The 26602-nt window shown below is 39.3% G+C and carries 22 protein-coding genes; 6 read left to right on the top strand and 16 right to left on the bottom strand.

The annotated features are described in order from the left end of the window. Nucleotides 1-109 precede the first annotated feature (109 nt). The 9 genes from CAPGI0001_RS10415 to dapF all read right to left on the bottom strand — a co-directional run bounded on the left by CAPGI0001_RS10415 (nt 110) and on the right by dapF (nt 9931). Nucleotides 110-1462, bottom strand: a complete 1353-nt coding sequence (locus tag CAPGI0001_RS10415; RefSeq protein WP_002669678.1) for a Fic family protein — start codon at nt 1460-1462, stop codon at nt 110-112. Nucleotides 1463-1747: 285 nt separating this feature from the next. Then, nucleotides 1748-3661 (bottom strand): molecular chaperone DnaK, encoded by a 1914-nt coding sequence (gene dnaK, locus CAPGI0001_RS10410; protein ID WP_002669629.1) that lies wholly within the window; start codon nt 3659-3661, stop codon nt 1748-1750. A 90-nt stretch (nt 3662-3751) separates the two neighbouring features. Next, nucleotides 3752-4420 (bottom strand): uracil-DNA glycosylase, encoded by a 669-nt coding sequence (ung, locus tag CAPGI0001_RS10405; RefSeq protein WP_002669658.1) that lies wholly within the window; start codon nt 4418-4420, stop codon nt 3752-3754. A gap of 16 nt (nt 4421-4436) precedes the next feature. Next, complete coding sequence (gene trxB, locus CAPGI0001_RS10400) at nt 4437-5378, bottom strand: thioredoxin-disulfide reductase (protein ID WP_002669666.1); 942 nt, start codon at nt 5376-5378, stop codon at nt 4437-4439. Between the two features lie 24 nt (nt 5379-5402). After that, the gene (gene accC, locus CAPGI0001_RS10395) at nt 5403-6758 is read right to left on the bottom strand and encodes an acetyl-CoA carboxylase biotin carboxylase subunit (protein WP_002669633.1); all 1356 of its coding nucleotides are present in this window, start codon (nt 6756-6758) and stop codon (nt 5403-5405) included. Nucleotides 6759-6847: 89 nt separating this feature from the next. Then, nucleotides 6848-7351 carry an acetyl-CoA carboxylase biotin carboxyl carrier protein gene (gene accB / locus CAPGI0001_RS10390; protein WP_002669679.1) on the bottom strand — a complete coding sequence of 168 codons (504 nt, stop codon included), beginning with the start codon at nt 7349-7351 and terminating at the stop codon, nt 6848-6850. 152 nt (nt 7352-7503) lie between these two features. Further along, nucleotides 7504-8505, bottom strand: a complete 1002-nt coding sequence (locus CAPGI0001_RS10385; RefSeq protein ID WP_002669693.1) for a beta-ketoacyl-ACP synthase III — start codon at nt 8503-8505, stop codon at nt 7504-7506. A 117-nt stretch (nt 8506-8622) separates the two neighbouring features. After that, nucleotides 8623-9120 carry a GNAT family N-acetyltransferase gene (locus tag CAPGI0001_RS10380; protein ID WP_002669661.1) on the bottom strand — a complete coding sequence of 166 codons (498 nt, stop codon included), beginning with the start codon at nt 9118-9120 and terminating at the stop codon, nt 8623-8625. Between the two features lie 4 nt (nt 9121-9124). Beyond that, nucleotides 9125-9931, bottom strand: coding sequence for a diaminopimelate epimerase (gene dapF / locus CAPGI0001_RS10375; protein WP_040360255.1), 807 nt, complete (start codon nt 9929-9931; stop codon nt 9125-9127). A gap of 277 nt (nt 9932-10208) precedes the next feature. Between dapF and CAPGI0001_RS10370 the strand changes: the two genes are divergently transcribed. Beyond that, nucleotides 10209-10922, top strand: a complete 714-nt coding sequence (locus CAPGI0001_RS10370) for a tRNA threonylcarbamoyladenosine dehydratase (protein ID WP_002669660.1) — start codon at nt 10209-10211, stop codon at nt 10920-10922. Here the strand turns inward: CAPGI0001_RS10370 and CAPGI0001_RS10365 are convergent. From CAPGI0001_RS10365 to CAPGI0001_RS10345, 5 genes are all read right to left on the bottom strand, one after another. After that, entirely contained in the window at nt 10919-13126 is a 2208-nt protein-coding gene (locus CAPGI0001_RS10365; RefSeq protein WP_002669648.1) for a patatin-like phospholipase family protein, read from the bottom strand. The genes CAPGI0001_RS10370 and CAPGI0001_RS10365 overlap by 4 nt on opposite strands. 20 nt (nt 13127-13146) lie before the next feature. Beyond that, the gene (locus CAPGI0001_RS10360) at nt 13147-13473 is read right to left on the bottom strand and encodes a nucleotide pyrophosphohydrolase (RefSeq protein WP_002669672.1); all 327 of its coding nucleotides are present in this window, start codon (nt 13471-13473) and stop codon (nt 13147-13149) included. 4 nt (nt 13474-13477) lie between these two features. After that, nucleotides 13478-13972: a hypothetical protein gene (locus CAPGI0001_RS10355; RefSeq protein ID WP_002669670.1), complete on the bottom strand. Its 495-nt coding sequence runs from the start codon at nt 13970-13972 to the stop codon at nt 13478-13480. Between the two features lie 15 nt (nt 13973-13987). After that, entirely contained in the window at nt 13988-16060 is a 2073-nt protein-coding gene (metG, locus tag CAPGI0001_RS10350) for a methionine--tRNA ligase (RefSeq protein ID WP_002669665.1), read from the bottom strand. Between the two features lie 137 nt (nt 16061-16197). Beyond that, complete coding sequence (locus tag CAPGI0001_RS10345; protein ID WP_050769247.1) at nt 16198-17319, bottom strand: DNA polymerase III subunit; 1122 nt, start codon at nt 17317-17319, stop codon at nt 16198-16200. Nucleotides 17320-17511: 192 nt separating this feature from the next. On the opposite strand from CAPGI0001_RS10345, the gene speB reads away from it, so the two are divergent. From speB to CAPGI0001_RS10330, 3 genes are all read left to right on the top strand, one after another. Continuing rightward, nucleotides 17512-18402, top strand: coding sequence for an agmatinase (speB, locus tag CAPGI0001_RS10340; protein ID WP_002669634.1), 891 nt, complete (start codon nt 17512-17514; stop codon nt 18400-18402). Nucleotides 18403-18472: 70 nt separating this feature from the next. Continuing rightward, nucleotides 18473-21208, top strand: coding sequence for a PD-(D/E)XK nuclease family protein (locus CAPGI0001_RS10335; RefSeq protein WP_002669662.1), 2736 nt, complete (start codon nt 18473-18475; stop codon nt 21206-21208). Between the two features lie 76 nt (nt 21209-21284). Then, nucleotides 21285-22808 (top strand): SGNH/GDSL hydrolase family protein, encoded by a 1524-nt coding sequence (locus CAPGI0001_RS10330; RefSeq protein WP_002669671.1) that lies wholly within the window; start codon nt 21285-21287, stop codon nt 22806-22808. A gap of 12 nt (nt 22809-22820) precedes the next feature. Here CAPGI0001_RS10330 and CAPGI0001_RS10325 read toward each other — a convergent pair whose 3' ends face one another. Beyond that, on the bottom strand, nt 22821-24362 hold the full coding sequence (locus tag CAPGI0001_RS10325; protein ID WP_002669673.1) for a YifB family Mg chelatase-like AAA ATPase: 1542 nt from the start codon (nt 24360-24362) through the stop codon (nt 22821-22823). Nucleotides 24363-24505: 143 nt separating this feature from the next. On the opposite strand from CAPGI0001_RS10325, the gene CAPGI0001_RS10320 reads away from it, so the two are divergent. Beyond that, a complete protein-coding gene (locus CAPGI0001_RS10320; protein WP_002669669.1) occupies nt 24506-25021 on the top strand; it encodes an NUDIX hydrolase in 516 nt (171 codons plus the stop codon). Beyond that, nucleotides 25018-25377 carry a ribosomal maturation YjgA family protein gene (locus tag CAPGI0001_RS10315; protein ID WP_002669685.1) on the top strand — a complete coding sequence of 120 codons (360 nt, stop codon included), beginning with the start codon at nt 25018-25020 and terminating at the stop codon, nt 25375-25377. Before CAPGI0001_RS10320 ends, CAPGI0001_RS10315 begins: the two co-directional genes overlap by 4 nt. Before the next feature lie 25 nt (nt 25378-25402). Here CAPGI0001_RS10315 and CAPGI0001_RS10310 read toward each other — a convergent pair whose 3' ends face one another. Then, nucleotides 25403-26599, bottom strand: coding sequence for a hypothetical protein (locus CAPGI0001_RS10310; protein WP_002669637.1), 1197 nt, complete (start codon nt 26597-26599; stop codon nt 25403-25405). Nucleotides 26600-26602 lie beyond the last annotated feature (3 nt).

Raw genomic sequence — 26602 nt, 5'->3', positions numbered from 1 at the left:
AAAGATCATTGAAAATCAATTACTTGATATTTTATGATGCAAATTAGGTTGTGATTTGCTTACTTGACTTAGTAGCACTTTCTTGGGTAGTTACTGCTTCTATCAAAGGTTATAGTTTGTCTTTCAATTGTTTGCCCAAGATGGTTAGTCGATATTTTTGTAACTTACTACTAGGTCTCTCGGGAATAGTCATTTCTATAAATCCTTGTTCCAATGCAGGTTTTAAATATTTTAATCGAAAGTTTTCCCTATGAGAAAGTCCTAACATATCTTGTATTTCTTGTCTATCCATCTCTTTGGATAGTATTTCAATCAATTCTTTGACTTGCGCGGTAACTTGCGCGGTATCCTGCGCGGTATCCTGCGCGGTAACTTGCGCGGTGACTTGCTCGGTAGCGGGAAATATCATTCGTAAAAAGTTCTCTGTAAACTTGAAACATTCTTTTCCATAGCTTCTTAGAATACGAGGGACTCCTGACCCCAAATGTTCTACTAAATCCAAATCTCTAAATACACGCATCAGCTCTTTATTGCGTGGTACCGAATAGCCTTCAAAAAATTCCTTCTCTGTCATGCCTTGTGGCAAACTACCAAATGAGGTAATCTCAATTCTATCATCAAAGAACTCAAATTTGGGAGGTATTTCAGAGGTATAATCGTTATGAACAATAGCATTAATTACAGCCTCACGCAAGGCAACGGGATTCCATAATTTGGTTTCCTTTCGTTCTTTGGGTGTGATTTTTGCTAATGTCTTATTTTCTACTCCTATCTTATCCAATACCTGCTTGGTTGCTTTTATCAATGAACAATACCCATACTCGTTGTTTTCGATCAAGTCAACACGATCCAAACCATCATATTTTGCAACTTTTACAGATATTCCATTAGTATCGGCTAATAGATATGCTACATAATTGTACAACCCCTCTTCTGTAAGAAGTTCCAAATTAGATGTGAACTGCTGATTTAACATCTTTTCTGAGCTTTCATAATATATTTTGAGTTGCTCAAAAGTAAGATTTTGGTTTGGAGACTTGATTTTGCCTATAGAGTTACGAGTGCGTTTGGCAAACAGAGATTCTATCATTTTTATGGGCATTGGCTCGGCAGCTGTTCCAATACGAATAAATGTACCTTTTTCCGACATCCCAAGTTTCTTGATATAGTAAGGTTTTTCAGTACCACTTGCCAATGTGATTTTAATTACATTTTTTGAATCTATAGTTTCTGCAGATACATCAAACAAACCCATACAAGAAGGCATAATATTATTTTTTAGTCGGTCTTTGATTTTAAGCATATCCCCATCAATGTCTGAAACACCCACAGCCTTTCCTTTCTTGTCAATTCCAATATAAATTATTCCTCCTTCTTGATAATTCAGAAAAGCGACTACCTCTTTCTCCAAATCATCTATAAGTTCTTGTTTGTATTCTATACGATTGGTTTCTGGATTCATACATGAAGTTGTTTAAACTTTCTCAATAAAGTAAAAGCTTCCAAAAATCAGTGTTTTGTGATTTAGAAAAAGGCACTAAAATTTGGGAACTTTGGACAAAGATACAATAAATAATTCAATTAACAAGTTGAATTATTTGATTAGTTTAAAAATAATATAATACCTCATCTAATAATAATTTTAAAAATGAGAAAAACAAATATTACTCGTTAATTTAAAAAAAACTACTATAAACCAAGTGTTTATAGTAGTTTTTAATATTTACTAATCGTTGCTAATCAACGCTTATTTTACTTCTTCAAAATCTACATCTTGAACATTGTTGTCGCCACCGCCATTGTTAGGCTGTTGGTCTTGTGCTTCATAAGAGGAGTGACCTCCTGCAGCACCGCCTTCTTGTTGTGCTTTGTAGATATCTTCAGAAGCTTTTTTCCATGCTTCATTGATTTTTTCTAAAGCTACATTGATAGCGGCAATGTCTTTACTTTCGTAAGCACCTTTGAGTTCTTCTAAAGCACTTTCGATAGCACTTTTCTTATCAGTTGGGATCTTATCACCGAAATCCTTCAATTGTTTTTCAGTTTGGAAGATAAGCGCATCAGCTTCATTCATTTTAGTAGCTACTTCTTGTGCTTTTTTATCAGCTTCGGCATTGGCTTCAGCGTCTCGTTTCATTCTTTCGATTTCTTCTTGGGTAAGTCCAGAAGAAGCTTCGATACGAATATCATGAGTTTTGCCTGTTCCTTTGTCTGTAGCAGATACATTGATGATACCATTGGCGTCGATATCGAAAGTTACTTCGATCTGAGGCACACCACGTGGTGCAGGTGGGATACCATCCAAGTGGAAGCGTCCGATAGTCTTATTGTCCGCAGCCATAGGTCTTTCCCCTTGTAGTACATGTATTTCTACACTTGGCTGGTTATCAGCGGCAGTGGAGAATATCTGAGATTTCTTAGCAGGGATAGTTGTATTGGCTTCGATGAGTTTAGTCATCACCCCACCCATAGTTTCGATACCAAGGGAAAGCGGAGTTACGTCAAGGAGCAATACATCTTTTACATCTCCAGTAAGTACTCCACCTTGGATAGCTGCACCGATAGCTACTACCTCATCAGGATTTACACTCTTATTAGGTTTCTTTCCAAAGAACTTCTCTACAGCTTCCTGTACAGCAGGGATACGAGTAGAACCTCCTACAAGGATTACCTCATTGATGTCACTTACTTGAAGACCTGCATTCTCAAGCGCTTTCTTACAAGGTTCGATAGTACGAGCTACCAAATCTTCAATAAGCTGTTCGAACTTAGCACGGGTAAGAGTACGTACCAAGTGCTTAGGTCCTGTAGCAGTAGCAGTGATATAAGGAAGGTTAATCTCTGTCTGCATAGAAGAAGAAAGTTCTATTTTAGCTTTTTCAGCAGCTTCTTTGAGTCGCTGTAGTGCCATAGGGTCTTTGCGGAGGTCAAGACCTTCTTCTTTTTCGAATTCTTCAGCAAGCCAGTTGATGATTTTTTCATCTACATCGTCTCCTCCAAGGTGGGTATCCCCGTCAGTAGAAAGTACTTCAAAAACCCCATCTCCCAATTCAAGGATAGAGACATCGTGTGTACCGCCCCCGAAGTCGAATACTACAATCTTATGATCATTGTGTTGCTTGTCAAGCCCGTAAGCAAGAGCAGCAGCAGTAGGTTCATTGATGATACGTTCTACCTTCAATCCAGCGATTTCACCCGCTTCTTTGGTAGCTTGGCGCTGTGCATCGTTGAAGTAAGCAGGCACAGTGATTACGGCACGGCTTACAGGTTGTCCCAAGAAGTCCTCAGCAGTCTTTTTCATTTTCTGAAGAATCATCGCAGAGATTTCTTGAGGAGAATATAGACGACCATCAATATCCACACGAGGAGTGTCGTTATCCCCTTGAACTACAGCGTAGGGTACACGAGCTATTTCTTTTCCTAAATCAGAGAATTTATTCCCCATGAATCGTTTGATAGAATAAATAGTCTTTTTAGGGTTGGTAACAGCTTGTCGCTTAGCGGCATCTCCTACCTTTATTTCCCCTCCATCTACGAAGGCAACTACGGAAGGAGTAGTACGCTTGCCTTCGGCATTGGTAATAACTACAGGGTCATTACCTTCCATTACGGAAACACACGAGTTGGTGGTTCCTAAGTCTATTCCAATAATTTTACTCATAATCGTATTGATCTTTTTTATCTTAATTAGTACGCTTTACCTATCTTCAAGGACTATGCCAAATCTAAAATTGTGACAAAATGTCAGTTTTTATTTCCAATCAATGATTTCTTTGCCTACTGAGGAGAGGTATGCATTGGCCTGACTAAAGTGTTTGTTCCCGAACCAATAACCTCGGTTAGCACTAAGGGGAGAGGGGTGTCCAGAGGTGAGTACACAATGTTTTTTAGTGTCAATCAAGGAAGTTTTCTTTTTGGCGAAACCACCCCAGAGAAGAAAGACAACCCCTTGGCAGTTGTCAGAGACAAGCTTGATGACAGTGTCGGTAAAAGTTTCCCATCCCTGATGCTGATGGCTACCGGCCTGGTTGGCGCGTACTGTAAGAGTGGCATTAAGCAGAAGTACTCCTTGTTGTGCCCAGCGAGAGAGATTACCACTCTCAGGATAAGGTACATTTATATCCTCTTGGATTTCCTTAAAAATATTCACTAAGGAAGGAGGGTGGGCAATTCCTTCATTGACAGAGAAGGATAAGCCATTGGCTTGTCCTTCTCCGTGGTAGGGGTCTTGTCCTAAGAGTACTACTTTTAGCTTATCTATAGGGCATTGGTCGAAGGCGGCAAAGATATCTTTCCCTTTTGGATAGCAAGTGTGCTCTTTGTATTCTTTTTTGACAAAATCGGTTAGGGATTTGAAATAAGGTTTTTCAAATTCTTCGCTTAATAACGATTTCCAAGAAGGGCTGATATGTACCTCCATAAGTAATAGATTAATATTAATGTTCTAAAGAAGCTAAATAACGTTCAGCATCCATAGCAGCTATAGCACCACTTCCTGCAGCAACAATAGCTTGTCGGTAGTGCTTGTCAGCAGCATCACCCGCTACAAATACCCCTTCTACATTGGTACGGCTGGAGCCTGGTACATTCTCAATATATCCTTCCTTATCCAAAGAGAGGTAAGGAGCGAAAATATCCGTATTAGGCTTATGACCGATAGCTACGAAGAAGCCTGTGATAGGAAATTCGGAAAGTTCTTGAGTCTTGTTGTTACGTACTCTGATAGCAGAAACCACTTGTCCATCACCGAGGATCTCCTCGGTTTCTGTATTGAACAAAATAGTAATATTTTCCACTTTTCTTACACGTTCTTCCATAATCTTGGAGGCACGGAAAGCATCACGGCGTACAATCATGGTTACCTTCTTACAGATTTTGGAAAGGTAGAGCGCTTCTTCACAAGCAGAGTCTCCTGCTCCTACGATAGCCACCTCTTGGTTTCTGTAAAAGAAGCCATCGCATACGGCGCAGGTAGATACCCCTCCTCCTGTTCGCAAATAATGTTGTTCGGAAGGTAGTCCGAGATACTTGACCGAAGCTCCTGTACTAATGATGATACTATCGGCATGAATTTCCTTATCCTCCACCCATACTTTGAGGGGTTTGGCAGAGAAATCTACTTTGGTAACCCAGCCAGAACGAATATCAGCCTCAAAGCGGCGGGCTTGTTGTTCAAACTGCATCATCATCTCAGTTCCTGTAATTCCTTCAGGGTAGCCAGGGAAGTTTTCTACCTCATTGGTAGTAGTAAGTTGTCCTCCTGGTTGTTCCCCTTGGTAAAGGACAGGAGAAAGGTTGGCTCTAGAAGCATAGATAGCTGCAGTATAGCCAGCTGGGCCAGAGCCTATAATTAAGCATTTTATTTTTTCAACAGACATAGTTGTATATTCTAAGAGATAATACTATTCGTCTTCCTCTTTAGGTTGGAGGACGAAATCTTCCATGAATTTGGTAGTGTAGTTTCCTGCTATATAGTCAGGATTTTCCATAAGTTGTTTGTGGAAAGGAATAGTTGTTTTGATACCTTCTACTACAAATTCGTCCAAGGCGCGCTTCATCTTAGCAATTGCTTCCTCACGGGTCTGAGCAGTAACGATAAGTTTGGCGATCATGGAATCATAGTTAGGTGGGATTGTATAACCCGCATACACATGGGTATCAAGACGTACCCCGAAGCCACCTGGAGCATGGAAAGCAGTGATACGACCAGGGGAAGGACGGAAATCGTTGAATGGATCTTCCGCATTGATACGGCACTCAATAGCATGTAGTTTTGGAGTATAGTTGCGTCCGGAGATAGGTACTCCAGCAGCCACTAAGATTTGCTCTTTGATAAGATCATAATCAATTACCTGTTCGGTAATAGGGTGTTCTACTTGGATACGTGTATTCATTTCCATAAAGTAGAAGTTGCGGTGCTTGTCTACCAAGAATTCTACAGTACCAGCACCCTCATATTTGATGGATTCAGCTGCCTTTACAGCTGCTTCCCCCATTTTGGCACGAAGTTCATCGGTCATAAAAGGCGAAGGAGTCTCCTCTGTGAGTTTTTGGTGACGGCGTTGTACAGAGCAATCTCGTTCGGAAAGGTGGCAAGCTTTTCCATATTGGTCACCTACGATTTGGATTTCGATATGGCGAGGCTCTTCTATGAGTTTTTCCATATACATACCATCATTACCGAAAGCTGCAGCAGCCTCCTGAGTAGCACTCTCGAACGCTTTTTCAAGATCTTCTTCTTTCCATACAGCACGCATTCCTTTTCCTCCACCTCCGGCAGTGGCTTTGAGCATTACAGGATAGCCCATTTTTTTAGCTATTTTCTTAGCTTCAGCAATGTCCTTCAGTAGCCCGTCAGAGCCAGGAATGGTAGGTACTCCAGCCGCTTTCATGGTAGCTTTGGCTGTTGCCTTGTCTCCCATTTTGTCAATCATTTCTGCAGAAGCCCCAATGAATTTGATTCCATTCTCTGCGCATATTTTAGAAAATTTAGCGTTTTCTGAAAGGAAACCATAACCAGGGTGGATGGCATCAGCATTGGTGATTTCCGCTGCTGCGATAATATTTGTTATTTTTAGGTAGGAATCTTTGCTAGGAGCGGGGCCTATACATACAGCCTCGTCGGCAAAGCGTACATGTAGGCTATCGGCATCCGCTGTGGAATATACCGCAACGATCTTTATTCCCATTTCTCTACAGGTACGAATCACTCTAAGAGCAATTTCACCACGATTAGCAATCAATATTTTTTTAAACATTTCTTTACTATTTAGGTCATACTATACAATATAGTATATAATGTTAGTTAAGTTGTTTCTCTTAAGGAAGTGTTTGTTAGCACAACATCTTAGGAAGGATCTACCAAGAAGAGAGGTTGGTCATACTCCACAGGGGAAGCATCGTCCACCAATACTTTGACGATCTTACCAGATACTTCGGATTCTATTTCATTGAATAGCTTCATGGCCTCAATCACGCAAAGGGTTTGTCCTTGTACGATATTATCACCTACCTCTACAAATAAGGGTTTGTTAGGCGCTTGTCTTCGGTAGAAAGTACCAATAATAGGGGATTTGATGGTGATATACTTACCGTTTTCTTCATCATCATGTTCTTTGGTAGCCACTATGTTGGCAGGATCACTCACAGGCATAGGAGGTATTGGAGCTACAGGTACTTGTGGTGGAAGTCCTTGTGCTACATAAGGTTGTTGAACAAAAACAGTCTCAGGGCGTCCTTCCTCTCCAGAGGTTTTAATGGTGATTTTGATATCTTCCATTTCTAATTTTACTTCACTGGCACCTGACTTGGCAACGAATCTGATCAGATTCTGAATGTCTCTTAAATCCATAGCAAATAATTATATTTTCAATGAGTTAAACATTATCTAATAAGTTAATAAAAGGTGAAATAATTCTGCGCAAAGATACTAAAATTATTTTATATAGGAATCACTTTCTATTTTCCTAAACAAATTCTATCTTTTTTGCCAGAATCTAAAGGTTATTGTATGGGGTTATATGCCCATTTGAGGTACAAAGCTCCCCAAGTGAATCCTCCTCCGAAAGCAACAAAGATGATATTGTCGCCCTTTCTGAGCTGCTTTTCGTAATCATACAAAGCCAAAGGAAGAGTTGCCGAAGTGGTATTTCCATAGTGTTGGATATTGACCATTACTTTGTCATGAGTAAGTCCCATACGATCAGCAGTCGCATCAATAATACGTTTGTTGGCTTGGTGAGGAACCAACCAATTTAAGTTTTCAGCATTCAGGTGGTTGCGCTCAAGGATGATATCAGTCACATCAGCCATACGAGATACTGCATATTTGAAGACAGTTTTACCATCTTGGTAGAGGTTGTTTTTACCCTCTTGTAGAGTCTCTATAGTAGTGGGAAGTATAGAGCCTCCTGCTTCTATTTTCAAGTATTCACGCCCTGTACCATCACTGCGTAAGTACTCGTCCTGTACTCCTAATCCTTCGTAATTAGGTTCAAAGAGTACTGCTCCTGCTCCATCTCCAAAAATGATACAAGTGGCTCGGTCTGTATAATCAATGATAGAGGACATTTTGTCAGCACCTACCAAGAGTACCTTTTTGTATCTTCCAGACTCAATGTATCGGGCAGCTACCGACATTCCATATAGGAAACTGGAGCAAGCTGCTTGAAGGTCAATAGCAAAGGCGTTGACAGCACCTATTTCGGTAGCCAAGTAAGCACCAGAGATGGCCACAGGCATATCGGGGGTCACACTGGCGAAAATTACCAAATCAATATCAGCTGGATTGGTTCCTGTTTTTCTGAACAAATCCTCCACGGCTTTCTTTCCTAAGAATGAAGCCCCCTTGCCTTCTTCCTTTAAAATACGTCTTTCCTTGATACCTGTACGAGTGGTAATCCACTCATCAGTAGTATCAACCATTTGCTCTAATAAACTATTAGATAGCACAAAATCAGGTACATATCCTCCTACACCTGTTATAGCAGCTGTAATTTTTGTCATAAGAATCCAAGTTTAATGGCTCTATAAAAAGAGCCTATGAAATAGAGGCGCAAGTTACGAAAAAAATACGAATTGTGGTGCAATAAAGTATATTTTTTCTTAACAGACCTCTTATGGTTAAGTTTTTAAGTACTGATACATGAGCACATTTTTGTATTTTCCTTCGAAGAACAACCAATCCTTGAGAGTGGCTATACATAAAAAACCTATGTTTTTGAAAAGCTTTTGGCTAGGGAGATTGTCCTGAGGTATATAGGCTATCAACTGATGTATATTCAGGTAAGAAAAAGCATAATTACACAATTGTTGCAAGGCACTATGGGCAATGCCTTTTCCCCTGAAAGAATCCATAAGAGCAATGCCTATAGAAGCCCGGTTGTTCTTCGGGTTATAATCATATAGGTCAATACATCCTACTGCTTTGTCCTTGTACGTAATGACAAAACGCAGTTGTCGTGCCTCATATATATCCAGATGGGCATTTTCGAGGTAGCTTCTGAGGGTCTCATGGGAAAAAGGAGCTTGTGTCTCACTCACCTCCCATAGGCTCTGATCGTTCTCTAACTGGTAAAGGAAATCCAAATCAGTTTTCTCCAAAGCGCGTAATCGTACCATAAAACTATACAGTTATCGTTCCTTCAAAAACAAAGTTCGCTTCTCCGATGAGCCATACATTGGTATACTCTTTTATTTTTAGTCCAAGAAATTCTTTTTTTACTTCGAAAGTAACTTCTAAGTTTCCTCCTTTGGTTTCTAGGATGATGTACTCAGCCTTGGTTTTCCCTCCTTTGTACATAGCAATAGCGGTGGCAGTAGCACCGGTGCCACAGGAATAGGTTTCATCCTCCACGCCACGCTCATAGGTGCGTACCTTAAAATGATTTTCGTCGATAGGCTCTACAAAATTAACATTGACACCTTCTATATTGAAGGGGACTCCATAGCGTATTTCTGCTCCTTTTTTCTTGACATCCATGCTATCCAAGTTTTTTACTACTTCTACATAATGAGGAGAGCCAGTATTGAGGAATAGTCCTTTTTTTACTTTTTCAATATGGCTTACATCCTGCATTTGTAGGTGGATAAGGTTGTTTTTGAAAAGTGCTTTGTGCAGTCCATCTGGGGCAGAGAAGGTAGTTTCTTCTTTTTGGATAACGCCTAATTTTTGGGCAAAGGCTACAATACATCTCCCTCCATTACCACACATGGAACTTGGGTTCCCATCGGAATTGTAATATATCATCGAAAAGTCATGCTCAGGGTCATCCTCTAAAAGGATAAGTCCATCGCCTCCTACCCCAAAGCGGCGCTCACATAGTTGAGCTACAAGCTTGGTATCCTCTTTAGGAAAGGTATTGAGTCGATTGTCAATTAAGATAAAATCATTGCCAGTGCCTTGATATTTGTAGAAATGTATTACTCTCATGGTATATGTTTTTAGGGGCAAAAGTAGGGAAAAATAATAAGAAATACAATGGCTTAGAGAAATATTTTGAGTTAAGGTGTTTTTTACTTTGTCTTTTAACAAAAAGATTGTATCTTTGCCCGCCAAAATTCGGTGAAGAATGAAAAATGAAGACAGAAAAGTATTGTATAGGGGTGAAGTCTGCGAGTTGGAATCATTGAATATGTCAGAAAATTCGCCTATAGCATAAATATTTGGATTATTATCATTAATCATTGAACATTAATCATTAAATACCATGTGGAGAGAAAGAACAAGATTAGTAATTAAGGACGAAGGAATACATAAGCTGGAGCAATCACATGTCCTTGTGGTAGGATTGGGAGGAGTAGGTGCCTTTGTAGCAGAATTCTTAGCTCGTGCTGGGGTAGGAGAACTAACTATTGTAGATGGAGATGTGGTGGATACAACCAATAAAAACCGACAACTCGTTGCCCTTGATTCTACTATGGGTAAAAGCAAAGCGCAACTCATGGGTGAACGCCTTAAGGACATCAATAAAGACTTAAAACTTACTATTATCAATGAATTCCTCACCCCTGAGATGGCCTATCAATTGGTCAGTGAGCAGACTTTTTCCTACGTGGCTGATTGCATAGATAGTATAACCCCTAAGCTAAACCTACTAAGAGCCTGCCATGACAACCGTATGAGGGTTATCAGTAGTATGGGAGCAGGGGGCATACTGGATCCTACCAAGGTAAAAGTAGCTGATATTTCCAAAACAAGAGACTGTCCTTTAGCTCGACATATACGCAAACGTCTCAAAAAGGAAAAAATTAATCCTAAGTTCAAGGCTGTCTTTTCCTTGGAATTGCCTGCCAAAGATATGATGGAACTTACCGATGGTGCCAATTTCAAGCGTTCTTACTATGGGACTATGAGCTATATGCCTGCCCTTTTTGGTATACATATGGCAGGGGCAATTATCCAAAAACTACTTGAAAATTAGAACCAAAAACCAATGTTAAAAAGCCAAAGAAACTTATTCGTCTCGGGCGAGTAAGTGGCTTTGATCTCAATAGGGCCTATGATAGTATCCGAACTCAACCCTAAGGCATATCCTGTATACTTAGGCCTAGAAAACCATTTGTTTTCAGTAAACATGTTATCTTCGGCATTGGCTATATTGGCAATGGCTTTTATGTAGTTTCGCTTATAGAAACGATAGCTTAGGGTCATTTCCCCCTTGAGAAAGTCATAATTCCCAAAACTGAGGTAATCATATCCATAGAAAGGAAGTAAGTTGCCGAATAGGTTATCTCCTTGTCCTCCAAACACATACTGAAGAAAGGGTGCATTGGGAAGCCCTAAATGAAATCCGCCAGAGAAAATAGCCTTAGCAGAAAGTCTTTCTGAAAATCTCCAAGCACCACCTAAATCTGCTTTAGCTAAAAAGAGGGGGTTGATTCTTTCTCCATATCCTTGAGAATGTAAGTACCAGTGTCCTGTGGCATTGAAGTATATTCCTTCTGTTGGGAAATGAGCATCATCCAGGGAGTCATATCTTAGGTATCCAAAAGCAGAGTAGTAGTTCACTTGACCGTTGAAGTTATCAGGTTGTAGCTTTATATTATACAATTCGTGTTCCCCGCCTATTCCTACAAGAAATTTTTGTCTAAGGAAGATGGATTGTATATAGAATTGGTTCTTGAGCCTGGTGAGTGCTATATTGGTATCTCCTGTGTTGAGGGAAAACCCAGTGAAGGCAATGTCTCGACGGAAACGATCATACCGACTTTGAAAACCATAACTGGTATAGAACCCCTTATCTACATAATAATCTAGCTTGTATCGTATATTGTCTCCTGCGATAAAATCAAAGGAGAACAAGTCGTCTTTCTGTAAGAGGCTGGAGCGGCTTACATTGAGCAACACTCCTGTTTTGTATAGATTGTCGTAGTGAACAGCCATCTTCAGCCAAGTCTGTGCGGGGGCTTCTTCTATGTTGAACCGTAATTCTTCCCCTTCCTCCATGGAACAGATGTGGTAGTTGATATTCTTAAAGTTCTGAGTGGCCATGATGTTTTGCACTCCATCTCTGAGATTTTTGAAAGAGATCTTTTCCCCCCATTGGAATCCTAATTTTCCACGGAGATAGGCATCTGAATAGTGTTTGTTACCAGAAAAACTTATGTTGCCAATATGCAGTGAATCATGTACTTTTATCTTAGGCAAAGGCTTTTCCTCTTTTTTAAGGAAGTCCCCAAGCCATTGTAGGTGAGGGAATACTTTTTTGGTAGCTACCCGTCCGGAATCAATAATAGCTTGTCCTTCAGCAAAGGAGATGACATTGTAGTTGCTCATATCCGGATGAATATAGATGTCCGTTTTCTCCCGCTTTTCCTTCATATCATTGGCTATCTTATAGCTTGTAATTTGCAATAAGACACTATTGGCAGAGCGTAAGTCCTTGCGTGTTTTTAGGGGAGATTGTACATCTACCCCGATGATGATATCCATTCCCTTAGCCCTTACTTCGTCTATAGGGTAATTGTTCATCACCCCCCCATCGGTAAGAAAGCGTCCTTCCATCTCTACTGGAGCAAACAGGGTAGGGAAGGAGCCACTGGCCATGATTGCTTGTGCCAGATCCCCATGTTCGAGGATAACCTCCTCTCCGGTCTCTACATCGGTAGCCATACAGAGAAAGGGAATAGGCAGCTTGGAGAAATCATCAATCTTTCTGACTCCAAAGGTGAGTTGGCTAAGGAAATTATAGAGATTCACTCCCTGAGAGAGTCCCGCAGGGAGACCAAACTTACCATCGCGCAAAGCTAAAGAAATCATATACCGATCTCGGTTTTCCTTTTCGTAAAAATTCTGTGCTGAGCGGGGAACATTGTCCTGAATGATGCGTTCAAAGTCTACTGAATGGAAGATAGAATCCAACTGATGAGAGGTATATCCCGCAGCATATAACCCCCCAATGATAGCCCCCATACTGGTACCTCCTATATAGTCAATCTTTACCCCTGCCTGTTCAATTGCTTCCAAGGCAGCTATGTGAGCCAGCCCCTTAGCACCACCGCCACTAAGGACTAAACCTACTTTGAGGTCCTTGCCCTTGAGATCTGTAAGCGAACGGATTTTTTCTTGGCTATAGAGAGAGTTGCCTACAAAGAAAAGTAATAGGTAGAGGAAAAACTGCTTCATAGATAGGTGTCAAAAAGGAGTTATTTCAACTTAGGATTGTTTTGGTGTCGGTCGTGGTCACGCTTAGTCTTGGCTTCCATTTTTTTATCAAAGGCCTCTTGTAGGTCAATCCCTGTCTGATTAGCCAAACAGAGCACCACAAAAACAACATCGGCAAGTTCCTCTCCGAGGTCTTTGGCCTTGTCACTTTCTTTCTCAGATTGCTCACCATAACGGCGGGCAATAATACGCGCCACTTCACCAACTTCTTCGGTTAGCTGAGCCATATTTGTTAACTCATTGAAGTAGCGTACACCATGTTCTTTTATCCAATTATCTACGGCAAGTTGTGCATTCTTTATGTTCATAATACTAAGGTTTTTGTTCGCTTACATAGAGTGTTTGATCCAATACTTCAAAGGAAAGCGTTTTGTTGTCATTAAGAGTCATTTTCAGTAACAATTCTCCCCAATCCAAACCATCCGAAAAGTCGCAAATTACCCATCGGTGATTGAGCAGTTTTATCTTATTGATTTGGAACTTAGCGTTGCGACGAGGGCGGTAAGAGATCAAGGGGTGGTTTTCGTCCTTGGTGATATTGGTTGCCATAAGTTGCTGTAATACAAACTCTTTTGGGTCATCTATTCCATTTTCATGGAAGAAGTATCTCGCATCTTCGTTAAAGGAGATATCAAAATACCGCTCTTCAGCCAAATCGTCAGAAAGCTTTTGAATGGAATCTTGCAGGCGTTCTACTGATATGGTTGTATTCTCCTTCTCAGAGATCTTTTTCTCTTCTGTGTTATTCTTACAAGAAAGTACAAGGGTACTTCCTAATAAAAATAAAGGTAATGTAAGCTGTTTCATGATGCTATTTTGAATTTATTTTACTTCAGTTCCATTGGCAATCCCCTCTGCATCAGGGTTTAGGAATACATATTTTCCAGCACTATTTTCAACCATAAGAATCATACCATGACTTTCCACACCACGTAGTTTGCGAGGAGCGAGGTTGGCAAGTACGGTAACCTTCTTTCCTATAATTTCCTTAGGATCAAAGCTTTGAGCGATTCCAGAGACGATAGTACGCTGGTCGATGCCAGTATCTACTTTTAGAATAAGGAGCTTATCCGCCTTAGGCATTTTCTCGGCCTCCAAGATAGTACCTATACGAATATCCATCTTAGCGAAATCCTCATAGGAGATAAGTTCTTTTTGAGGAACTACAGTAGTATGGTCATTTGTAATGGCTTGCTTATTGGCCTGTTTGCTTTTTTCCAATTTTGCTATTTGCTTCTCTATAGCCTCATCTTCTATTTTTTCAAAGAGCAAGACAGACTCACCTATAGTGTGTCCCTGAGGGATCAAGCGATCCGAAAGAGGTATATCCTGCCAAGTAGGTGCCTTTTCCATAGTAGAAAAATTGAGCATGCGCTTGAGTTTTTCAGAGGTAAAAGGCAAGAAAGGTTCAGAAGTTACAGCCAGAGCTGTGGCTATATGTAAAGCTATGTACATGATAGTCTCTACTCTTTTGGGGTCTTCCTTAATAAGTTTCCAAGGCTCTTCGTCGGCCAAGTACTTATTACCTAAGCGGGCTATGTTCATCAGTTCCTGTTGGGCTTCACGGAAACGATAGCGCTCCAAGGATTGTTCTATCTTTTGGATAAGTTCTTTGATCTGGGCAAAAACCTCCCTATCTACTTGAGTAAGTTCTCCTACAGAAGGGACAACTCCCTTGTAGTACTTATCGGTCAGTACCATCACACGATTGATAAAGTTTCCGTAGATAGCTACCAATTCGTTGTTGTTTCTGGCTTGGAAGTCTTTCCAAGTGAAGTCATTATCCTTAGTTTCAGGGGCATTGGCTGTGATCACATATCTCAGTGTATCCTGTTGGGAAGGAAATTCTTCTAAATATTCATTGAGCCATACAGCCCAATTCTTAGAGGTGGAGAGTTTGTTGCCTTCGAGATTCAGAAACTCATTAGCAGGCACATTTTCAGGAAGGATATAGGAACCTTCTGCCTTGAGCATGGCAGGGAAGATGATACAATGGAATACAATATTATCCTTTCCAATAAAGTGAATGAGCTTGGTTTTCTTATCTTTCCAATAGGGTTCCCAATCCTTTCCCTCACGAGCAGCCCACTCCTTGGTAGAGGAGATATAGCCGATAGGGGCATCAAACCATACATAGAGTACCTTTCCTTCAGCTCCCTCTACAGGAACAGGAATCCCCCAGTCCAAGTCACGTGTTACTGCACGAGGACGTAACCCATCATCTATCCAACTTTTCACCTGACCATATACATTGGGTTTCCAATCGTTTTTGTGGCCTTCGATGATCCATTTTTCGAGAAATTCAGTATAATCTTGTAGGGGTAGAAACCAGTGTTTGGTCTGTCTAAGTACAGGTTTGCTCCCTGTAAGGGTGGACTTAGGATTGATAAGGTCGGTAGCATTGAGCGATGTACCACAGCGTTCACACTGATCTCCATAAGCTTCCTCATTGCCACACTTAGGGCAGGTACCTATAACAAAGCGATCTGCTAAGAATTGCCCCGCTTGCTCGTCATAGAGTTGCTCAGAGGTTTCTTCTATAAAATCTCCTTTGTCATAGAGGGTGCGGAAGAACTCTGAAGCTGTTTGGTAATGTATTGGTAAGGAAGTACGGGAATAGTTATCAAAAGAAATCCCAAAGTCAAAGAGAGAATCCTTGATGATTTTGTTGTATTTGTCGATAATCTCTTGAGGAGTAGTCCCCTCTTTTTTTGCTTTGATGGAGATAGCCACGCCATGTTCATCACTACCACAGATAAAAGCAACATCATTGTTTTTCAATCGTTGGTAACGAGCAAAAATATCAGCAGGTACATACACACCTGCAAGATGGCCTATGTGTATAGGTCCATTGGTATAAGGCAAAGCTGCCGTAATGGTATAACGTTCAGACATTTAGATGTTTTTTTAGTTGTCAGTTATCAGAAATTAGTTGTCAGTTGTCAGTCGTCGGTCGTCACTTTTCACTTATTTATGGACTGCAAAGTTACAATATTTTCAGAGAAAAGTCAAGGGGAAATATATTTACCCCCTTATCCCTTGGTGTGAATCAGGCGAATGAGCTTGATGGAAAGGTCAGTAAGTATCAGCTTAGAGTTTCCATTTCTCCCGACATGATAGATAGCCTCTTCTATATTCTTCTGAATGGCTTGGATATTGTTCTGATGGACAAAAGGGGCGAAATTCTGTATTTTGAAATTGGAATTGAACTGCATATATACCAAGCTCTCTACTCCATAGTTGGCAAGGAGTGCTTGGCGGAATACCTCTAAGCAGTATTCCAAGAATAGTTTTTGTGTCTCTCGTCCTTCTTTGGCTATTTCTTCACTCCAAGCAAGTATGAGAGGAAGTACTTCTGTATTTCCTTTAGCACTGTAGGCCATACGTACCCAGCGAACAAACCAATCTTCGAATTGGTTGTCGTTATTCTGATTCAGAAAAGAAAGCGCTTTGTTGTAGTTTCCCTGGGCTCGAATGGCTATTTTCTGTGCTTGAGAGGGATCTATACCTTGTTTTATCAGAGCATCGGAGATAACCTCATCTCCCAATTTGGTAAAACGTGTGATCTGGCAGCGAGAAAGAATGGTGTCCAAGAGGAGATTTTCATTCTCTACTACCAAAATGAAAATAGTCTGTGCAGGAGGTTCTTCTAAGAGTTTTAGGAGCTTATTGGAACACTCGGTATTCATTAGCTCTGCCATCCAAATAATCATCACTTTGTACCCGCCCTCGAAGGATTTCAAAGAGAGTTTAGAGGTGATTTCCTTAGCATCATCCACTCCTATCTTTCCCTGTTTGTTGGCAATTCCAATGAACTGATACCAGTCAAAGAGACTTCCATAGGGATTTCTAAGAACAAACTCACGCCATTCTTCTAAAAAAAGTGAACTTGTAGGGTGATCCTTTACCCTGATGGTAGTGGCAGTGGGATAGGCAAAGTGTAAGTCTGGATGAGTGAGGTGCTCACACTTGAGCTTGGTATTAGCATCTCCTGTTTTGCTCAACAGTTCTGTAGCATAAGCAATGGCCATCGCTAGGGTACCCACTCCTTCCTCTCCAGAGAATAGTTGGGCATGGGCTATACGATCATTCTCGATAGTTTCTTTTAGATATTTGACAGCAAACGAATTGCTTATAACCGTTTCAAAGTCCATAAAAAGAGGGGTTAAGAAGTCTCTCTCCTTACTAAGGGGAGAAAAGCGCACAAAAGTACATATTTTTTACCACATATAGAAAGAATATCTACACAAATAAAGTAATAAATAAAATTCATAAAATACAGTTAAATCCAATGGTGATTTCCTTAATAAGTTGTACTTTTACCCCTATTTTAAAAACATACAAAGATGGAAAATACATATGCAGGTATACCTGCTGAGAATGCGACTTATGAAAATTCAAAAGTAGTATTGGTAACAGTACCTTATGATGGTACCTCCACTTGGGGAAAAGGCGCTGACAAAGGGCCAGAATTATTCTTGGATGCTTCTGAGAATATGGAACTATATGATATAGAGACAGATACAGAACCTTATTTGCAAGGGGTCTATATGGCAGGGGAAGTCTCTGAAAAAAGCTCTCCAGAGAAGATGGTAGAGGCTGTGTACCAAAAAACAAAGGAATTGGTTAAGGATAGAGAAAAATTATTTACCCTAATAGGGGGAGAGCACTCTGTTTCAATAGGTTCTATAAGAGCAGTAGGTGAGGAGTACCATAACCTAACTGTCCTACAGCTCGATGCACATACCGACTTGCGTCCTGAGTATCACGGATCTAAGAACAATCATGCTTGTGCGGTTTTCGAGGCCAATCAAAAACACAAGCTTGTGCAGGTAGGCATTCGCTCAATGGATGCAGAGGAAAAGCAATACCTGCCTCACAAAAGAGTTTTCTTCGCTCATGAGATTGCTAAGAATGACAATTGGATTAAGGATGTATTGGATAAAGTATCAGGTAATGTATATATTACGATAGATTTGGATGCTTTTGATCCTTCTATAGCCCCCTCTACTGGAACTCCTGAACCAGGTGGTTTGCAGTGGTATCCTACGCTAAAATTACTGAAAAAGGTTTTTAAAAAGTGTAATGTAGTAGCTTTTGATATAGTAGAACTCATGGATAGTCCTCAAGCAAAACCTACGGCTTTCTTGGCGGCCAAGCTTTATTATAAAATGTTGGCTTACTACCACAAATATAATAAAAATAACAAAGAGCCTAAGAATAAAAAGAGAAAATGATAAATAGTTTTGAGTTTTGAGTTGTTGTATGGCTCAAACTTAAAACTAAGAACTGAAAACTCAAATTGTTATGTTTTTAGAGCAAGTTATTGAGGACTATTTAGAAAACTATGCTGATACGCCTACTGGGGAGGTTATATTTATAACCCCTCATAGGCGTTCTGCTCTTTTTTTAAGGAAAATTTTCTCAGAAAAAGTGCACAAAGCTGCTATATCACCAGAATTTATTACTTTAGACAATCTTTTGGAGCGCATCTCTGGAATAAAGAAGATGCCAGACTTACAGGGATTGTTTCAACTCTATAAGGTGTATAAGGAACATACAGAATCTGAGGTCGATGATTTTGAAAAATTTGTTGGCTGGGGACGAATGTTGTGGAAGGATTTTAGTGATATAGACCAGTACCTGATTGCCTATAAGGATATATTCCCTTATATGGAGGCAATCAAGGAGGTCGAACATTGGTCGGTAGGGGAGGAGCTTACCCCTATGCAGCAAAGACACTTGGAGTTCTGGCGTACTTTGGGTACATACTACAATGCAATCCACAAGGTGATGTACCAACAAAAACAAGGATATCAAGGATTTATCGCGAGAATAGCTTACGAACAGATTGATGCTTATAGACAGGCGAACAAAGAAAAATTACACCTTTTTGTTGGCTTCAATGCGCTAAGTGTGGCTCAAGAAAAGATTATACAATATATTCTGGAAGAAATGCAAGCGGATATCTATTGGGACATAGAAAAGCATTTCCTCAATAACCAACACAGTGCAGGATACTTTATAGAAAATTATCTAAAAAGATGGAAGTACTATCAAAGAGAAAGAAAACCTAAATGGATTACAGAGGAAAAGACTTTGCCTGAGATAAAAATATATGGAACTCCTAAGCAAGTCAATCAAATACATCTGCTGACAACTCTCTTAGATGAAATCCCTGAGGAGGAATGGGAACAAACAGCTATTGTGCTTAGTGATAGTGATATGTTACTTCCCTTACTACAAGCTATAGATACCAATAAACTCCCAATCAATATCACTATGGGGTATCCTCTGCAGCAGACCCCTGTACATGACTTGATTTCAGCTTATTTTAAGTTATATATCTCTGGTAGATGGTATCATAAGGAAATAAAAGCACTATTAGAACAACCTTTTTTGACTAATTTGCTTTCTGAAAACTATAAAAAAGATACAATAACTTATATAAATGAGCATAATTTTTCTTATGTATATAAGAAAATTTTAGATTTGTATGTAAAAGAAGAAGATAGGGAGCTTATAAATCTTTTATTTGATGATGAAAAGGATATTTCGGTAAGTAAATTAATAGAAAATGTTATAAAACTCTTGTTTTTTATCAAAGAATCTTTAGAAAAAAGTGATAAAGAGAATGTATTAAACTTAGAGTATATATATAATTTCTATGAATTGTTCAACCAGATACATTATTTGCAAAAAAAATATAATTATATAGATAGTGTGAAGTCTTTGTACTATATATATAATGATTTACTTGTGAAACAGAAGTTAAGTTTCAGAGGAGAACCTCTGAGAGGTTTGCAAATAATGGGAGTGTTGGAAGCACAGAATATACATTTTAAAAATGTGCTAATAACCTCTATGAATGAGGGCATATTTCCTAAAGGGAATGCCGTAAATTCGTTAATCCCCTTTGATGTAAGAGCTAATTTAGGATTGCCAACTTACAAAGAATCGGACTATATGTATTCTTACTATTTTTATAGAATACTCCAGCATACTCACCGAGCGATACTGCTCTATAATACAGATACAGATGGTCTCAGAGGAAGTGAAAGAAGTCGATTCGTATTACAATTGTTATCTGATTATAGAATAAGATCTCAAGTGAAGTTCCCTGAGGTGAAAATAATAAAACAAAATCAAATAGAAATCGAAAAAGATAAGAATATTATAGAGAAATTGGTTGCTATAGCTACAAAAATAGATCCCAAACATAGAAAAGGATTCTCTCCCTCTTCTCTTACGACTTATGTAAGAAATCCTATAGATTTCTATCAGCAACAAATATTAGATATAAGAGATGAGGCAGAAGTAGAAGAAATCGTAGAGGATCGTTCCTTGGGAACCATTATACATAGAATACTCGAATTACTTTATACCCCTTATGTAAATTCTATAATTTCTAAGAAGAATATAGATGAAATAAGAAAAAAAGTAAGGGAAACTACAGAAATAGTATTCAAAGAGTACCAACAAAATGATGAAATATCTGGGAAAAATATATTTGTACAGCAGACAATAGAAGAATATGTAATGAAATTCTTAGCGATAGATGAAAAAAATGTCTCTGAAAATGTAGTAACATTACTTTCTGTAGAGCAAAAAATACAGATAGATATAAAGTTTGATGAATTTCCTTTCCCAATATGTTTCAATGGAACAATTGACCGCGTAGAACGACGAGGGAACGATATTTATATAGTGGATTATAAGTCCGGTATTGTGGATAGGGAAGATGTAAAACTCTCGGATAAAGGTTGGGAAAATCTTATATTAGACTACAAATATTCAAAAGCCTTTCAACTGCTGATGTATGCTTATCTATTATTCAAAATGGGTATAATACAAGATGCGGACAATGTATATGTAGGTAACTATTCTTTTAGGAGATTGAAACTGGGATTTATAGGGTTTAGAAATCAAAAAGATAAGGAAATAAGCCTTGTGGATAGTCAAGTACGTGAAGAATTTGAACAGAAATTGATCGAACTACTTAAAGAAATATATGATCCAGAACTTCCTTTTGTTGAAAAGTAATTGATTAAAAAACAAAGCCGTTCCCCTATGATTGTATTTTTATTCCTATATTTGCACCCGAAAAAAAGAAGCATACATGTCCCCTAAAAAAATAGTAATCTTTATGATTAGTGTCTTGGTATCTCTTCTATGGCTTACCTTTCTCAGTCATGAATATATGGACGAAGAGAATGAGGTTGCCCATGGAATAAAGATAGGTAGTTTTCAGTTAAAATACCCTACCTTTTGGGATATATTCTCTCATACAGAGGCCATCAAGAATGATAAGGCTATGGCCATTATACAAGGGAAATCACCAGAGAATACTTCTAAAAAGGATACTCTGGCAACCGGTCAATTCAATACAAAAACGTTTGTCTTTCCAGAGGATATGACCCAGCTAAGAGATTCCATAGGTGTGTTCTTGGAAGGCGGGAATCCTAAACTTGTGAGCAATGTAGAGGGGCAGATATATTATCCTAATCCGCCAAGAGATTTTGTTAAGAAGCTCCACCAGAAGCTTAGCCAACCTTCATGTCGTATTTTACATTATGGAGATTCCAAAATAGAAGGAGACCGTATTACAGCCTATTTGCGCAATGGCCTGCAGCTACTCTATGGGGGGACAGGACCGGGGTATTTCCCCATTAAGATGCCTTATGGACAGCATAGTATTATAGAGCAAACTTCTGGAAATTGGTATCGATATGCCCTCTTTAATGCTGAACAGCGTAAGAATAAAGATCTTTTGACAAATAACCAATATGGGCTCTATGCCAATGTATGTCGTTTTGCACCAGCTCGTGGAGAAACAGCTGGGCTAAAGACAGCTTCTTTTACTATTTCGCCCTCTTATTCCTACTATCCTACACTGAGCCAATATACAGATATTTCTGTTCACTATGGTAATTGTACAGTTCCTGTTTTAGTTACAGTCTATGAAAATAATACAGAGATAAAGAAGGATACACTTATAGCCGATGGTGCTTATCATGCCTATAAGCTTCACCTCTCAGCCACTCCGAAGAAGCTTAGATTTCAGTTTTCTGGCACCAAAAGTCCTGATTTCTATGGGGTAACTGTCGGGAGTGCTCAGGGAGTACAAGTTGATAATATTCCCACACGTGGAGATTCTGGCTTCCATTTTACACGTATACAAGATACTTATGATGCGATGAGCCGAGAGCTTAAACCGGATATTATTATTTTCCAGTTTGGTGGGAATCTTGTTCCTTATCTTACCAAGAATAAGGTAGTTCCCAGTGTAAAACGTATTATTACCAATATGCAATGGGTACAGAAGCGCAATCCTGATGCTCTCTTTTTGCTCATAGGGCCAAGTGATATGCTCCGTAGAAGTAGCAAAACTACCTATGATATTATCCCTGAGCTGGTAGCAGAAATGAAAAAACAAGCCGCCGAAAATGGCTTTGCTTTCTTCAGTATGTATGAGGCAATGGGTGGAAAAAACTCTATGAAAATATGGTATGATAACCGTATGGCTGCCAGTGATTTGGTACATTTTTCAGATAAAGGAACTGAACGTATAGCACAGCTGTTGTTTCAGAATCTTGTAGAGGACTTGCTCAGTGTACAACCTGTTGAAATGTACAAAAAATAGCTTTCTCACTTGCTAAAGTCCTCCTAACCAACCTTCACGATCCAAACTTCGGTACTGGATGGCCTCTCCTATATGGTATTCCTTAATGCTTTCACTACCTTCCAAATCGGCTATGGTACGGGCTACCTTAAGGATACGGTCGTAGGCACGTGCCGAGAGGCTTAGTCGCTCCATTGCCTTCTTGAGCATAGCTAAGGAGGCTTCTTCTACATGGCAATATTCCCTGATCTGTTTGCTCCCCATCTGGGCATTGTAGTGGATGTGTTCGTACTGGGCAAACCGCTGTGTTTGTATCTCTCGAGCTTGTATCACCCGTTCACGGATAGAGGTGCTGCTTTCTGCTTTTTCCCGTTGAGAAAGTTTCTCAAAGGGTACTGGATTCACTTCTATATGAATGTCTATACGATCAAGCAAGGGGCCTGAGATTTTGCTCAAGTAGCGCTGCATCTCGGCAGGAGAGCTGGTCATAGGCGCGTCAGGGTCATTGAAGTAACCACTGGGTGAAGGGTTCATACTGGCGACCAACATGAACGAAGCGGGATAGGTGATGGAGAACTTAGTACGTGAGATGGTAACCTCCCTGTCCTCCAAAGGTTGGCGCATCACTTCCAATACACTACGCTTGAATTCTGGCAGTTCGTCCAAAAAGAGCACACCATTGTGTGCCAAGGAGATTTCCCCAGGCTGGGGATAGCTGCCCCCTCCTACCAGTGCCACGTCCGAAATAGTATGGTGCGGACTACGAAAAGGGCGCTGACAGATAAGTCCGTTGTCCTTTACCCGCCCTACTACACTATGAATTTTAGTGGTTTCTAAGGCTTCTTGTAGGGTCATAGGCGGAAGTATGCCAGGAAGGCGCTTAGCGAGCATCGTCTTTCCTGAACCTGGAGGGCCTATCAGTATGATGTTATGCCCACCCGCTGCAGCAATCTCCATACACCGCTTGACACTCTCTTGGCCTTTTACATCGGCAAAGTCAAACTCAGGGGTCTCTACATGTTTGAAAAACTCCTCACGGGTATTGATCTCCACTCGCTGGAGGGTATTTTCTCCATTGAGAAAGTCTATAACCTGCTTGATATTCTCTGCTCCATATACCTCTAAGTTGTTCACAATAGCGGCTTCTTTGGCATTCTGTATAGGTAGAATAAAGCCCTTGAACCCTTCCTTTCTGGCTTGTATGGCAATAGGGAGTGCCCCTTTGATGGGTTGCAGGCTGCCATCCAGAGAGAGTTCTCCCATGATGATATATCGCTCTATCTCCTCACATTGTATCTGTCCGTTAGCAGCTAAAATTCCTATAGCAAAACTTAGGTCATACGCCGAGCCCTCCTTGCGCATATCGGCAGGAGCCATATTGATGGTGATTTTCTTTCCTGGGATTTTATATTGGTTGTTGTGTAGGGCGGCTTCTATGCGGTAGTTACTCTCCTTGATGGCATTGTCTGGGAGACCTACTAAGTGATAGCCTACACCCTTATCTATATTTACTTCAATGGTAATAGTGATGGCTTCTACACCATAAACAGCACTGCCATAGATCTTTACTAACATGATCTTTGTTTTTGAATAGATAATTTTTGTGCAGAGCAAATATACAAAAAAATAATGACTTTTGGACTATAAAATGATTTTTCTTTTTCTGTGTGTTTATATGTGCAATTTTTACTACCTTTGTCCTTGTAAAATGAGTAATCATGGAGAATATTTTTACCTATTGTCCTCATTGTGGCAGCACAGATGTCGAGTTTCCTCGCTTGGTACGTTTTCTTTGTCACCAATGTGGCTTTGTGTATTATCACAATATAGCTGCTGCAGTAGCGGTTATCTTTAGGCGTAAGGATGAAATCCTTTTTACAGTGCGCAATATAGACCCAGACAAGGGCAAGCTTGACTTACCTGGGGGATTTATAGATCCTGATGAGAATGCCGAAGCCGCTGTTTGTCGTGAAGTAAATGAGGAATTGGGTTTGCAGATAGTATCTAATCAGCTAAAATACCTTACTACCCAGCCCAATCACTATTTGTACAAAAATATTCCTTATCGTACTATGGATATTTTTTATGAATGTCCTTTGGATGTCCCTGTTTCTGTAAGAGCGGAAGATGAAATCAAGTCTTTACAATGGATTCCCATATCTGAAATAGACTTAGGTAAAATAGGTTTTGTCTCTGTAAAAACAGTCATTGAAAAATATTACTTAAACCAATGAAATTCAATTCCAAATACTTCTTCGCTGCCCTAATTATCTTTTTGGTAGAGGTAGCCATAGCCACTGTATTCAAGAGTGTTCCCTTTGTAAGGGCATACTTAGGAGATATTTTGGTAGTAATACTCATCTATTGTTTTATTAGAGCTTTTTTTCATATCAAGAACACCAAGAAATTACTTATAGGGATTTTCTGCTTTGCCGTATTTGTAGAGATACTACAATACTTTAAACTGGCAGCTTTCTTTGGCTTTGGCAAAGGTACCCTTGGGTATATTCTGCTAGGAAATTATTTCTCTTTTGAAGATATTCTTTGCTATGCTACAGGATGCTTTTTAGCATTTGTCTTTGATAAGTAGAAGGGAAGCCTCTTGTCATTAGTCATTAATAATAGGTGAATATTCTTTCTACAACGGCAGCACGCTTATTATTCTTGTAATAGATTTCCTCTGTACAGTTATTGTATTTGTCATAGTGGTAAATTGTTCTATTAGGAGAGGAAGTAGGTTTATCACTTATTTGTAGCAAATTTCCTTTCTCATCATATGTATAATACGTTCCAGAAATAAAATTTCCATTGAGTAAATCAAAATTTTCTTCCTTGATAAGTTGGTTATCCTTATTGTAAGAAAAAAGAGTCTTTCTAACCTCTCCTTCTAGAAAATAACTATAACTTTCTACTTCCTTGTCATTTTCAATACAATGATAGGAACGAAATTCTTTTCCTTTGTATATTTGTATCTCTACTATAGCTCCTTTGGAGTCATAGATGTAGTATTTTGTTTTCTTATCAGAGATATCTTTATCATCGTGTAAAGGTGTTGTATAGGTAGTCTCTTCATATACTTCACCATTGGATAAATATTGGTAAGTAGTATAAAAGCAAAACATAGAATAGCATTCTTTCTTTTCAGCAACTAGTGTACCTTCTTTAGTATATTTATACCAAGTCTCATTAGCTTCATCACTTAAAAGACTGGTAGATTTGTTTTTTTCGTGTGTAATATTCCCTTTACTATTATAGGAATACTTCTTTTTATTGATAAGTGTATCATTTCTGTATTCCAAAATAGCTTTTTTCCTTTTGTTTTTATCAAATAACATTTCTACTTTAGATAAAATACCATCAATCTTGTATTTTTTAGAGATCATTACTTTTCCCTCGTAGAAAATTTCTTCTTCTGTGAGCTGGGGATTGTTTTCTTCTATGTATTTGTATTCATCAGCTTTTGTAAGTAGATTGTCCGTGTTGTATTGGTAAAATATCTTTTGGAAAAGTTTTCCATCGGTATAGTAGTTATAAAATTCTATGATATTTCCCTTTTTATCAAAGACGTATCGGCTGTGTACGGGCATGCGTTCTACTTTGGCATTTTTAGGGAATATCTTTGCCTCTTTCCCATTTTTAGTGTCATAGTGATAAATAAATTTCTCTACTGATTTTACTTTCCCTTGAGGAGTAATACCTAAGTTTCTAAGATGTTCGTTAGTATATCTATTAGGGTCATCTTCTTGAGACAGAAGAGATACATAAAAACAAGAAGAAAAATAAAATAATAAGATAAATAAAAAATGTTTCATAGT

Source organism: Capnocytophaga gingivalis ATCC 33624, assembly GCF_000174755.1.
In the GTDB taxonomy this organism is placed as follows: Bacteria; Bacteroidota; Bacteroidia; order Flavobacteriales; family Flavobacteriaceae; genus Capnocytophaga; species Capnocytophaga gingivalis.
This window is presented reverse-complemented; position numbering and strand designations above follow the sequence as displayed.